Below are 13,621 nucleotides of genomic sequence, written 5' to 3' on the forward strand. Positions count from 1 at the left end.
AAATATTACAGCATGCAAGTAAATTTAATAAGCGATACTGTTACTAAACCTACAGAAGGAATGTTAAAAGCAATGATGAATGCTAATGTAGGTGATGATGTATTTAAAGGAGATCCAACTGTAAACCTATTGCAAGAAAAAGTAGCAGATATGTTTGGAATGGAAGATGCTTTATTTTTTCCTTCAGGAACAATGGCTAATCAAACAGCAATAAAACTACATACACAACCAGGAGATAAATTGTTCTGTGACAAATGGGCTCATGTATACAATTATGAAGGTGGAGGAGCCGCTTTTAATGCTGGAGTATCTTGTAAGTTAATTGACGGAGATAGAGGAATGTTTACAGCTGATCAATTGCAATATGCTGCTGAAGGAAGATCGGATATTCATGTTCCATATTCTCGATTAGTTTGTATTGAAAATACTACCAATAAAGGTGGAGGAGCTTGTTGGGATTTTGAAGAATTGAAAAACATTAAAAAAGTTTCAGATCAGTTTAACTTAAGTTATCATTTAGATGGAGCAAGATTATTTAATGCTCTTGTAGAGAAGAATGAAACACCTAAACAATACGGAGAGTTATTTGATACAATTTCTATATGCTTATCTAAAGGTCTAGGTGCGCCAATTGGTTCTGTTTTAGTGGGATCTAAAGAACATATGGAAAAAGCTTTACGTATTAGAAAATTATTTGGAGGAGCTATGCGACAAGTAGGATATTTAGCTGCAGCAGGAATTTATGCTTTAGATCATCATGTAATACGTTTGCAAGAAGATCATCAAAAAGCAAAAGAAATAGGTGAGACCTTAGCTCAATTATCTTACGTTAAAAAAGTAGAGCCAATTGAAACTAATATTGTTATCTTTTATGTTAACGAAAATATTAATGCCAATGATTTTATTAAAGATATGGAAGACAAAGGAATTTTATTAATTCCTATGGGCGAAGGAAAAATCAGAATTGTAACACATTTAGATTATACGGATAAAATGCATAAAATTTTGTTACAAGCTTTACAAAACTATCAAATGTTAAAGTTTTAATCTAGAAGAAAACTCTAAAAACGGGAGAAATAGCAGAGCCATAAATACTTTGATTTTCATCAAATAGTACATCATAACGAAAACCAATAGAAATATTTCTACCAACTCGATATGCTGCACCTAGATACAGAGCAGGGTAACTGAAGTTATCTTTAATATTTCCAAGAGTACGATTGACAAATAATTGTTCAAATTCTGCAGAAATTTGAACTTCAGGAATAGGATTATAAAAACTTAATAAACTACTGCTAAATACGTTATTTTTAAAATCTCCTCTTTTTGCATACTGATAACCTGCACCTAAACCTAAAGCAAAACTAGGATTAAAATTATAAATTGCACTTGGTGCTATTGCAATAGTTGTAGAGTTATTTCCAAAGCCTAAACCAAAAGAACCACCAAATTGAACATTTTCCCAAAAGTTTGTATCACTTTCTTGGGAAAATATAATACTACATGTAAGTAGTGTAAAAAGGAATATAAATTTTTTCATAAGAGAACTTTATTCCTCTAATTTAGCTAAATCTTTGTAGTTTCTGTTCAACTTTTTAAGTAAAATTCCATAAAGTAACTGATAAATTAACCAAAATATAGTTATTGAAACACTCAGTAAAATGATAAAAACTATGATGGTTATTAAAACTTTAGAACCAGATAATGTTTTTAAAGTATCATATAACATGGTGATAGATACAAAGACAGAGTATAGCACAAATAAAGTAATATTAACTAAGAAATACGTTTTTACTGTTTTTCTAACTTTTAATATTTGATGCATTAAATCTTTAGTACTAGATGTTGCAGATATATTTTTATAATTCGTGTAAAATTTAAAAATGAAAAACAAGGCTACTACATACAAAAAGATAGAAACAAAAACATGAATCTTTTTTATACCAAGGTCTACATATATTTTGTTATAATTCTCATAATCTGTAAATAAGTATACCAAATGAGGTAATAAAAGTTCTAAAATGCTAATAATAAAAATCCATTTTACAATTGATGAAGATTTAGATTTCATCATTTTATAAATCTCTTTTTTAGAAACTTTATTTTCATTCTCAGGTTGATTATCCCAAGCTTCTTTATATTTTTCTAATACGTCCATACTACTGTTTATGGGTTTAGTATTTTTTTAAGTTTGTCTTTTGCTCGATTCATTTTTACTCTGGCATTAACTTCACTAATACCTAAAGTTTCAGATATTTCTCTGTAAGATTTATCTTCTAGATATAGAAATACGAGAGCTTTATCTATATCATTTAAATTTTGAATAGCTACGTATAGCGATTTCAATTGTACCTCTTGCGTGTCGTCGTATTCCACAGCTTTTATTTTAAAAGCTATATCAGAGATATCTTGAGTTTTGATTTTTTTAGATGATTTACGAAATAAAGAAATAGCAGTATTTAAAGCTACTCGATACAACCAAGTACTAAACTTAGCATCTCCTCTAAACTTTGCATAGTTTTTCCATACTTGAATAGTTATTTCCTGAAACAAATCATTATGGTCACTTTGATTTGTAGTATAAATTCTACAAATTTTATGAACTATATTTTGATTTGACTCAAAGTCATCTAAAAATTTGTCTTCCAGACTTTTTAGCACGATATATTTTAGTTAGTTACACTGTTAGTTGGCGTAATATATAAAATGTTACATCATTTTGTAAGAAAATTTTAGAAATCACTGTATTATTCCTTATCTTTGTTTAATAAAAACACTTCAACGTTGAACAATATAAAGACAGTATTTACTATAAAAGATCTAGAAAATATCTCTGGAGTAAAAGCACATACTATCCGTATTTGGGAAAAACGTTATAATTTACTAGAACCTAACAGAACAGATACGAATATTAGATATTACTCTGCAGATAGTTTATTAAAATTATTGAATGTAGCCTTATTAAATAAGCACAACTTCAAAATTTCTAAAATTGCAGAAATGTCTGAAGAGCAAATTCTTTCAAATACAAGAGAATTAGCTTTTAAGTTTGCAGCAAATGATGAAGCTATTAATGCTTTTAAAATGTCGATGTTTCAGTTTGATAAAGTATTGTTTAATAGTACTTACGATAAACTTTTACACAAGAAAACATTCAGACAAATTTTTAAAGAAGTCTTCATACCTTTTTTAAATCACATTGGTTTGTTATGGCAGACTAAAACTTTAATGCCTGCACATGAGCATTTTATTTCTAATCTGATTATTCAAAAAATTCAGTTGAATACCGAAAAGCTTGAATACTCAGCAACAAATGAAGATTATACTTATGTATTATTTTTACCTGATGGTGAAATTCATGAGATAGGTTTAATGTATCTAAATTTTGAACTTGTTCTTAGAGGTTGTCAAACTATTTATCTTGGTCAGAGTTTACCTCTAGATAATTTAAATTATTTCTTTGAAGGTGAATTGAAAGTTTGTTTTATTACTTCTATGACTATTCAACCTAGTGACGACAAAATAGAGCACTATTTTAATGAAATAGATGAAATTTTAAAAGGAACTGATAACAAACTGATAGCTGTAGGTAAAAAAGCGATGACTGTTTCAGAGAATACTTTCAAGTCAAACATTGAAATTTACCCATCTTTGATAGATATGGTAGACAGCTTGTAATTTTTTTTTGTTTAATTTTTCATTAAAACGATTAAACAAAAAAATATTTTCTTTACCTTTAGGGTATCTAAAACTTTTAACATTGAATAAATCTATATCAATAATTGGATCAGGCTTTTCCTCATTATCTTCAGCTTGTTACATGGCTAAATCAGGTTACAAAGTAACGGTTTACGAAAAAAATAATACTATAGGAGGTAGAGCTAGACAATATTTAAATGACGGTTTTACTTTTGATATTGGCCCAACTTGGTATTGGATGCCAGATGTGTTTGAGAAATTCTTCGCAGATTTCGGTAAAAAACCTTCTGATTATTATACTTTAGAAAAATTAGATCCTGCATATCAAGTTTATTTTGGCGAAAATGATTCAATTACCATTCCAGGTACATTTGAGGAGATATGTGAAATTTTTGAGAATGAGGAGAAAGGTAGTTCTAAACACTTAAGAAAATTTATAAAAAGTGCAGAGGATAACTACAATATAGCAGTTAAAGATGTTGTATACAGGCCAGGAGTATCTCCTTTAGAATTAGTTACTCCAGAAACAGTTGTAAGAGTGGGGCAATTTTTTTCAACGATTAGAAAACAAGTTCGAAAAAAAATAAAGAGCCAGAAACTAATACAGATATTAGAATTTCCAGTTTTATTCCTAGGAGCAAAACCTAGTAATACGCCAGCTTTCTATAATTTTATGAATTATGCCGATTTTGGACTTGGTACTTGGCACCCAAAAGGAGGAATGTACAAGGTGATAGAAGGAATGGTTGCTTTAGCTAAACAATTAGGTGTAGATTTTAAAACTAATGCAGTTGTAGAAAGTATTAATGTTGATGCTAGCAATAAGGTAAAAAGTATTACAGTTAACAAAGAAGAAATTCAAACCGACTTATTATTGAGTGGTGCAGATTATCATCACACAGAAACCTTGTTAAATGCTAATCTAAGACAGTATTCAGAAAAATACTGGGACAAACGAATTTTTGCACCTTCATCATTATTATTTTACGTAGGATTCAATAAAAAACTTAAAAACGTAGAGCATCATACATTGTTTTTTGATACAAGTTTTGATGTACACGCAAAAGATATTTATGATACTCCAAGATGGCCAGATGATCCTTTGTTCTATGCTAGTTTTCCAAGTATAACAGACAGCTCATTTGCTCCTGATGGTAAAGAAGCTGGTACTTTTTTAATTCCATTGGCTCCTGGTATAGAAGATACTGAAGAGATAAGAGAGAAATACTTTAACATAATTATTGAAAGATTAGAACGTTTAACTAATCAAGATGTAAAACAAAATATTATCTTTAAAGAGAGTTATTGTGTTAATGATTTTATAGAAGATTATAATTCATATAAAGGAAATGCTTACGGATTAGCAAATATCTTAACACAAACGGCATTTTTAAGACCAAATATAAAAAGTAAAAAAGTTAAGAACTTATACTTTACAGGACAGTTAACAGTACCTGGTCCTGGTGTTCCACCGTCTTTAATTTCGGGTAAAATAGCTTCAGATTTAATTTTAAAAAACCACCTATCATGAAAAATTTATTTGACGACGTTTCTTATAAGTGTAGTAAAATTGTTACCAACAGTTATAGTACATCATTTTCATTAGCCACAAAAATGTTATCTAAGTCAATTAGGTCACACATCTATAATATATATGGTTTTGTGCGTTTTGCAGATGAAATAGTAGATACTTTTCATGATTACGATAAAGAAGGGTTATTAAATCGTTTTGAAAAAGATTATTATTTATCAAAGCATTCTGGAATAAGCTTGAATCCTATTTTAAATTCATTTGTACATACTGTAAATGAGTTTGGAATCACTGATGATATGGTACAAGCTTTCTTAAAAAGTATGCGTGCTGATTTACATAAAACTGAATACAAAACACAAGAAGAATATAACGAATATATATATGGATCTGCAGATGTTGTTGGATTAATGTGTTTAAAGGTTTTTGTGAAAGGTGATAATAGTAAATATGAAGCTTTGAAAGATCCTGCAATGCGTTTAGGTTCTGCTTTCCAGAAAGTGAATTTTCTACGTGATTTAAAAGATGATGTAGAACTATTAAATCGCTCTTATTTTCCAAATGTAAATTTGAAAGAATTAGATAATAAATCTAAAGAAGAGATAATAGCAGAAATTGAAGCAGATTTTGATTATGCTTTTTCTAACGGAATTTTACAATTACCTGTTGATGCTAAGTTTGGAGTGTACATGGCTTATCGTTATTACAGAAAACTATTGAATAAGTTAAAAGCTACTCCATCTGCTCAAATTATGGATACTAGAATTAGGATTTCTAATCCGATGAAGATAAATTTGTTGGCTAGAAGTTATGTAAAATATAAATTAAACTTGATTTAATGACATTTGCTTTAGTTACCTTAGGTACATTTATTTTAATGGAAGGTATTACATGGTGTACTCATAAATATGTAATGCATGGTTTTGGATGGTATTTACATGAAGATCATCACCAACCAGGTTATCCACATGTTTTTGAAAAAAATGATGCCTTTTTTGTTGTATTTGCAATACCAAGTATGATGCTTTTTTTCTTTGGTATTCGCCCCGAGTTGAATTTTCTGTTTTTTATTGGCCTTGGTATTTTATTTTATGGCTTAGCTTACTTTTTAATTCATGATGTATTAATTCATCGTCGTTTTAAATGGTTTGACAAAACCGATAATTGGTATTTCAGAGGTTTAAGAAAAGCTCACAAAATACATCACAAAAAATTAGGAAAACATGAAGGAGAATGCTTCGGAATGTTATTTGTTCCTTTTAAGTATTTTAAAGAATATTTAAAATAGTGGTATATCTTTATTTACTTTTAAATCTAGGTTCCTTAAGTATTCCTCTGTTGTATTCTTTTGAAAAGAATATGCGTTTTATCAAACACTGGAAAGCTGTTCTATTGTCTTTAACTATAGTAGCGACTGTTTTTTTAATTTGGGATGCTATTTTTACAAAAAACGGAGTATGGGGATTTAATCCAGATTATCATTTGCCTTTTTTATTATTAGGTATGCCGATAGAAGAATGGTTATTTTTCTTTTGTATTCCTTATGCAAGTATTTTCATTCATTACTCTTTAGAATATTTTAAACCTAACTTATTAATAACAGAAAAGAATACGAAATTCATTACGTTAGCTCTAATTGCTATAGTTGCACCAGTACTAGTTTTAAATTGGGGTAAAGCATACACAACAGTAAATTATTCCTTTTTAATAGGAATTCTACTCATTGGTTTTTTATATGGAATTGAATATTTAAGACGTTTCTATATTGCTTTTTTAATCATTTTAATTCCTTTTTTTATTGTGAATGGTGTTTTAACAGGTACAGGAATTGAAGAGCCAGTAGTTTGGTATAATAACGATGAAAATCTATCTATCAGATTAGTAACTATACCTATTGAAGATATTGGTTATGCCTTTACGATGTTATTTGGTAATGTGTTTTTAATAGAAAAATTTAAAAAGTAAATACTTACGACTTATTATAAATCAATATATAGATTAATTCAAACTCTTTGTAACAAAGAGTTTTTTTATGCTTTTTATTCAGAGAAAAAATCAATTTTGTCTAAAAAAAACTTCAAATTCATATTTTAAAAATAGATCTAAATTATCTTTAACTAAACCTATTTTATCATCTTTTTAATAGAGAAAATACTTCAAAAATAGCTGATTTAACTATGATTTTTCCCTATTTGTATTCTATAATTTTAACCTAAAAAGGTTAGCTTTTCTACGTAAATAAAGGGAAGTATAAATTGATTTAAATTCAAATAAAGCACTTGAATTGTTAGGTGAAAATTAGTGAAAATTAGAAGTTTTCAGACTAATGAAATTTAGTGATACAGAGGTAGAGCCAAAAAAAAATAAGAAACTTAATACCTTTGCGGCGTTAATAGAGAGTAAGTTAATTATTCCTTTATTAATATAATTAATCCCTAAAATAACCTCTTCTTCTAAAATGAAAAATCTAATTAATTCAGTTAGAAAGTATGCAATTTTATTATTTTGCTGTTGTGGAATCAATTCGTTGGTAGCACAAAAAAATTACTACATCAGTGCATCAGGAAATGATGCAAATTCAGGAACTTCTATAAACTCTCCTTGGAAAACAATTAATAGAGTAAATAGGCAATCACTAAATAATGGTGATATTATCAATTTTAAACGAGGTGATGTTTTTTACGGATCTTTAGATGTCAAAGGAAAAAATGGAAGTTTTGCAAAACGAATCCAATATGACGCCTATGGATCAGGTAATCGTCCAATAATTAGAGCTGCTAAAAGTTTAAAAAATTGGTCTCGATTTAGAGGGGATATTTGGCGTATTCCTTTAAATAAAGTTGATGGTAATCGAATTACAGCGTTGTATTTAAATAATGTTTCGCAACAAATTGGTCGTGAACCTAATTACAATGCAACTAATGGTGGATATAGAACCATTAGTTCACATTCAAATAACAATCGTTCTATTTCAGAATCTTCAGCATTACCTTACGCTACTAACTTCTTTAAAGGAGGAGAAATAACAATTAGAACGACAGATGATTCTATCAAATCAGAAATAATTACTTCTCATTCAGGTAAAACAGTAAACTTTCAATTATCGTCAAGCAATGGTTTTGTAAATAATATTGAAAATAATTTTGGTTACTTTTTTCAAAACCATGTAAACACTTTAGACATGAATGGTGAATGGGCTCATGATATTGTAAATGGAGTATTGTATTTATACAGTGAGGTAAATCCTAATACCATAAATGTAGAAATTCCGTTAGGAGCATATGCAATAAGTCTTAAAAATAGTAGTAATATTAACTTTAAAAATATAAAGTTTGAAGGAGGTAATGATGTTGTATTAAGTATTAATAAGGCGAATAATATTACCATTGATAATTGTGAGTTAAATAATGGTAGTAATTATTTAGGTTTAGGCTTTGGTTTAAAAAACTTTAAATTCACTAATAGTACTATTCAGAATGGAAATAATATAGGTATTAGATTTGAACAATGTAACGGAATTACTTTTTCTAATAATTTAGTTAGAAATGTAGGAACCAGATCTGGAATGGGAGCTTCAAGTTTTGTTCCGTATACAGGAGTAAGAATTATTAGTGAAAATGGCTCAGCAAAAAACATAATTGAAAAAAATGTAGTCAATAAAATAGGATACCATGGTATTAATTACTCAGGAGGAAATTTTGAAATTCGTTTTAATTATGTTAGAAATTTTTGTTTAACAAAAGATGATGGCGGTGGTATTTATACAGTAGGAAATAAAAACGCTAACAATCGTATATACAAAAACGTGGTCACTGATGGTATTGGGGCAGCATTAGGTGCTCCAAATAATCGTGGTCCTAAAACTGCAGGAATTTATATAGACAATGACTCTCAAAATCAATTAATTTATGAAAACTCTGTTTCAAATGTTATTGGTTGGGGACTTATGGCTAATCTATCTAGTAAAAGTACTTTTAGAGATAATTTAGTATATAATTGTGGTACAGCTATTGTGTCATCTACTTACTTTAATTCTTTTGCTGCTGGTGGAGGAGTTGCAAGAGCAACTAATAATACATTTGTGAATAACATCTTTTTCCCTAAAAAAGCGAATCAACTTTGTGCTGAATTTACGAATAGAATAACAGCGTCTGGATTTAATACTTTCTTAGGAGAGGTAAATAAAAATTATTATTGCCAGCCTTTTAATGGTGCAAAGCAAATAGAAACATTTTTAGTTCGAAATAAAACACAGCATACTTTATCAGAATTTAAAATTGCTTTTCCAAATTATGAGAAAAATGGTAAGAATGCACCAATTCAATATCCATCATCAACCGATGCTAATTCAATAATAAAATTTGAAATTAATGCAACAGGTACTTCTAAAACAATAAACTTAGGAAATATCAAGTATGTAGATGCCAAGAATATCGAATATACAGGAAATGTAGCGATACCTCCGTATTCATCAATAGCATTATTAAAAAAAGAAAAAGTAAATACACCGACTCAATTAATTAATGATGGAGTTTACTTTTTAGAGTCGGTTACTTCTGATCAAAGATTACAGTCAGAACCTTACAACAATCATTTGGCTATAATGTTTAATCCTTTTTTTAGAAAAAATCAAATGTGGGCTTTTACTCATTTAGGCAATAACGTTTACACTCTTAAAAATGAAAAAACAGGACGATATTTAGAAGTTCCTTTTGCAAAGTGTGAAAATGGTACAGCAGTATCAACATACACAAGTGCAACAGGAAATCATCAACGTTGGAAGGTAGTAAAGAATGGGAATGATTATAGTTTAATGCCAGCACATTGTATGAGTCAAGGTTTAGATCGTAATCAAGGTACTTTAAATACAAATATTATAACCTATGTATTTTCTGAAAATAACAACAATCAAAAATGGAAGATACAGCCAATTTCATCTAACAGAAAATTAGCTCAAGATGAGATTGATGATAAGTCTATTAAAATATATCCTAATCCGGTAACCAATGTATTGACTTTTACTGGAAAAGTTATAGGAGAAAAAGTAAGGATTTATTCCATTTCAGGAGTAAAAGTAAAAGAGCTTACATTAGAAAACTCTAGCATACCAGTGAATGATCTAGCAAGTGGTATGTACTTGGTTTCCATAAAAGATAGTGTTATAAAACTAATGGTTTTATAAACTAATTTTCGTGTTCTTATGAGTGTAGTTATTTGAATAATAACTGCACTTTTCACCTATTTAAAACGAAACTAGCAAGTTATTTATTCTTTGTTGGGTAAAAGATGAAAATCTCTTCATCCATAATTACTTATCAATAAAGAGTGAATTGATTGTTGGTACAGTATTGTTAAGTAATCACTAAAGTAATGTATAATCTAATATTTATTCAACCCTAAAATAATTATAAAGTGAAAAGTAATTTTAAGCAGAAAATAATAGTAACATGTGCGCTATTATTTTTAGGATTAACCACAAATGCACAGAGACCTTTTTTTAATAAAAACAAAGATTTATTAATAGCTCAGTTTGATAGTAAACCAGATCCTGATGATATTCATGCGCAAGCAGCATTAGGTTCTATGTTATTGCATAACGATTTAAAAGGAGTTAATTATTTTGCTGTTGCAGGAGCTTATGGACGTCAAAATGGACGTTTTATTGATTCTGATGAATTATTTGATTTAGCATTCGGAAAAAATAATTGGACTGATGCTGATGAAAATTGGACTGCATCTGTAAATAGAATTAAAAATAAAGTTATTCCAATTTTAAATAATGGAGGAAAAGTTTGGGTTCAAGAAGCTGGTCAATCAGATATTACAGCAGATTGGGTAGCTGAAGCAATCAAAGCAGTTGGAGGTACTACCGTTAAAAATAATGTAATTGTAGTTCAGCATAGTAAGTGGAACCAAGATCAAACAACTCCAAGCGATCTTAATTATGTAAGAAGTAAAACAAATTATTTTTACATAGATGATGGAAATGCAGATTTTACTGAAAATTGGGGAGATCATGGACCATATGATACTCCAAGATATAGATCGAGAGATAGTAAATGGATAGCACAAGCAAAAAGTTCTCCTAACAAAAAAGCTAGAGAAATTTGGATAGAAGCAGATCGTGTTGTGAGGCGTAGATATCCACAAGGAGTTCCTTATGATTGGTCATGGATGAAAAATGACGGGCTAGATTATTCAGATTGTGTTGAAAATTGGTGGATTTTAAACATCGGAGATAAAGTTAATAATGTAGCTAAATTTTGGGATAGATATGTAGTGAACACAACTGGTTCTAATCCTGATACAGGTTCTGATTCTGATTCAGACTCATGTTCAGGGAAAGTTTTTGAAGAAAAAAATGGAATTGTTGCAGTAGAAGCAGAAGATTATGTGAAACAATCGGAAACCAACGATAGAGAATGGTTTGTGATAGGTAATGGAGGTAATACACCTAAACCTGATCCAGATGGAAGTCACGCATCAACAGCAAGTAGAGGGAAATATGTAGAGTTATTACCAGATACAAGAGTTACGCATGGAGATCCATTAAGAGTTGGAGTAAATTTCTCTGATACACCAGGAAAAGCAGTATTAGATTATAAGATAAAGTTTAACTCTCCAGGAAAGTATTTTGTTTGGGTAAGAGCATATTCAACAGGTTCTGAAGATAACGGAATTCACGTAGGTATTGATGGAACATGGCCTTCATCTGGTAGAAAAATGCAATGGTGTACAGGTAAAAACCAGTGGACTTGGGAAAGTAAACAAAGAACTAATGCGAATCATTGTGGTGAGCCAGAGAAGATTTTTATTAATGTACCTTCGGCAGGAGTTCATACCGTTTCATTTTCTATGAGAGAAGATGGTTTTGAAATAGATAAATTTATTTTATCTAAAACTTATGTAAAACCAACAGGTAATGGTTTAAATGCAGTTGCAGCTAATTGTGATAATGATAACGATAATGACAATGGTAATACGAATGTTTGTAATGCTAAAGTTATTAAAGGATTAAAAACAATAGCAAGTACAAAAACATCAATAACTCTTGAGTTTGATGAGGTTTCAGGTATAGAAAATTATGAATTAAGAGCTTGGAAGAAAGGTGATTTTACAGGAAGCATAAACGAACCAAAAGCAGTTGCTTTTGAAGGAGGTAATTCTTCTCCATTAACAATTTCTGGTTTAACAGAGGGTACTGAATATACTTTAGTATTAAGAGGAATATGTGGAGTAGGAAAATCAACAGAACTTTCACAAATTAATGCTACTACAGTTGCAGATGCTCCAAAATGTAACATAAACTCAGTAATAACAGCTTTAAAAGCTACAGACAATTCAAAAAATTCTATAACAGTAGCTTTTGACGAACTTTCTGGAGTTGATTTTTACGAATTAAGAGCTTGGAAAAAGGGTGATTTTACAGGAAGTATTAATGAACCAAAAGCAGTCTCGTTTAAAGGAGGTAATGCTTCACCATTAACAATAACTGAGTTAAATCTAGGTGAAGAGTACACACTAGTATTAAGAGGTATTTGTGAAGTAGGAAAGTCAACTAAAATTTCACAAATTAATGCAGTTACTAAAGATGATATGTTAACTGATGGAATTTATTATATCCAAAATCCTATAGGTAACATAAGAATCAATAGTCCTAGCGGAAGTTTGGTAAATCAAGCTAATACTTCAGGGAACAGTGCTAAATGGGAAATTACTAAAGTTAATGATTATTATACAATTAAGAATGTAAGAAATAATGAATATTTAGAAGTACCATTTAAGGCATGTGAAATTGGAGAAGCTTCACAAAATCCGAATGTGAATTTAGGGACATATTCAGAAGTTCGTGGTGATCATCAACGATGGAAAATAACAAAAGTAGGTGCGGATTATTTTATTCAACCTTTACATTGTGATAAGGCTGTTGATAGACCAGCTAACAAACCAATTATATTATTATGGACTTTAGATACTAATAATACCAATCAAAATTGGAGAATAGTTAAAGCTACAACTTCTGTGAATAGTAGAAAACTTCAGGATTTAAATCCAAGTAATGAAACTGTTAATATTTTTCCAAACCCTGTAGTAGATGAGAATTTTACTATTCTTTTAGGTGAAGCAGAAAGTTCAGAAATCGTAATTTTTGATATTCAAGGTAAAAAAGTATATCAACATCAATCAAGTGAAAAATCGATCAATCTTAAGAAAGAAAATATTGGTAAATCAGGATTGTATTTTATAAAAATAAAACAAGGATTATCTACAACAATTAAAAAGGTAATTCTTCAATAACAAATTTGAGTTTTAGGCCCACAATTACAAAGTGATTTAAAATGAAGAAGCGACTAATTTTTAGTCGCTTTTTTTGGTTTAATTCAAAATATT

The 13,621-nt window shown here is 29.4% G+C and carries 11 protein-coding genes; 8 read left to right on the top strand and 3 right to left on the bottom strand.

What is annotated here, in order from left to right:
* Positions 1 to 12: 12 nt before the first annotated feature.
* Positions 13 to 1,047 (top strand): threonine aldolase family protein, encoded by a 1,035-nt coding sequence (locus tag AQ1685_RS09000; RefSeq protein ID WP_095071422.1) that lies wholly within the window; start codon positions 13 to 15, stop codon positions 1,045 to 1,047.
* 1 nt (position 1,048) lies between these two features.
* On the opposite strand, the gene AQ1685_RS09005 is transcribed toward AQ1685_RS09000, so the two are convergent.
* Genes AQ1685_RS09005 through AQ1685_RS09015 form a run of 3 tightly spaced genes read right to left on the bottom strand, consistent with a single transcriptional unit; the run spans position 1,049 to position 2,661 of the window.
* The gene (locus AQ1685_RS09005) at positions 1,049 to 1,540 is read right to left on the bottom strand and encodes a hypothetical protein (protein WP_095071423.1); all 492 of its coding nucleotides are present in this window, start codon (positions 1,538 to 1,540) and stop codon (positions 1,049 to 1,051) included.
* 9 nt (positions 1,541 to 1,549) lie between these two features.
* Positions 1,550 to 2,158: a hypothetical protein gene (locus AQ1685_RS09010; RefSeq protein ID WP_095071425.1), complete on the bottom strand. Its 609-nt coding sequence runs from the start codon at positions 2,156 to 2,158 to the stop codon at positions 1,550 to 1,552.
* 8 nt (positions 2,159 to 2,166) lie between these two features.
* Positions 2,167 to 2,661 (bottom strand): RNA polymerase sigma factor, encoded by a 495-nt coding sequence (locus AQ1685_RS09015; protein ID WP_095071427.1) that lies wholly within the window; start codon positions 2,659 to 2,661, stop codon positions 2,167 to 2,169.
* Positions 2,662 to 2,784: 123 nt separating this feature from the next.
* Between AQ1685_RS09015 and AQ1685_RS09020 the strand changes: the two genes are divergently transcribed.
* From AQ1685_RS09020 to AQ1685_RS09050, 7 genes are all read left to right on the top strand, one after another.
* Positions 2,785 to 3,678, top strand: a complete 894-nt coding sequence (locus AQ1685_RS09020; RefSeq protein WP_095071429.1) for a MerR family transcriptional regulator — start codon at positions 2,785 to 2,787, stop codon at positions 3,676 to 3,678.
* Positions 3,679 to 3,760: 82 nt separating this feature from the next.
* Complete coding sequence (locus AQ1685_RS09025; RefSeq protein ID WP_095075041.1) at positions 3,761 to 5,230, top strand: phytoene desaturase family protein; 1,470 nt, start codon at positions 3,761 to 3,763, stop codon at positions 5,228 to 5,230.
* A complete protein-coding gene (locus tag AQ1685_RS09030; protein ID WP_095071430.1) occupies positions 5,227 to 6,069 on the top strand; it encodes a phytoene/squalene synthase family protein in 843 nt (280 codons plus the stop codon). The genes AQ1685_RS09025 and AQ1685_RS09030 overlap by 4 nt, the downstream gene beginning before the upstream one ends.
* Positions 6,069 to 6,518: a sterol desaturase family protein gene (locus tag AQ1685_RS09035; protein ID WP_095071432.1), complete on the top strand. Its 450-nt coding sequence runs from the start codon at positions 6,069 to 6,071 to the stop codon at positions 6,516 to 6,518. Before AQ1685_RS09030 ends, AQ1685_RS09035 begins: the two co-directional genes overlap by 1 nt.
* Positions 6,518 to 7,195, top strand: coding sequence for a lycopene cyclase domain-containing protein (locus AQ1685_RS09040; protein WP_095071433.1), 678 nt, complete (start codon positions 6,518 to 6,520; stop codon positions 7,193 to 7,195). Before AQ1685_RS09035 ends, AQ1685_RS09040 begins: the two co-directional genes overlap by 1 nt.
* A gap of 493 nt (positions 7,196 to 7,688) precedes the next feature.
* On the top strand, positions 7,689 to 10,412 hold the full coding sequence (locus AQ1685_RS09045; RefSeq protein ID WP_095071435.1) for an RICIN domain-containing protein: 2,724 nt from the start codon (positions 7,689 to 7,691) through the stop codon (positions 10,410 to 10,412).
* 230 nt (positions 10,413 to 10,642) lie between these two features.
* On the top strand, positions 10,643 to 13,528 hold the full coding sequence (locus tag AQ1685_RS09050; RefSeq protein ID WP_095071437.1) for a fibronectin type III domain-containing protein: 2,886 nt from the start codon (positions 10,643 to 10,645) through the stop codon (positions 13,526 to 13,528).
* Positions 13,529 to 13,621: the final 93 nt, after the last annotated feature.

This window comes from Tenacibaculum jejuense (genome assembly GCF_900198195.1).
In the GTDB taxonomy this organism is placed as follows: Bacteria; Bacteroidota; Bacteroidia; order Flavobacteriales; family Flavobacteriaceae; genus Polaribacter; species Polaribacter jejuensis.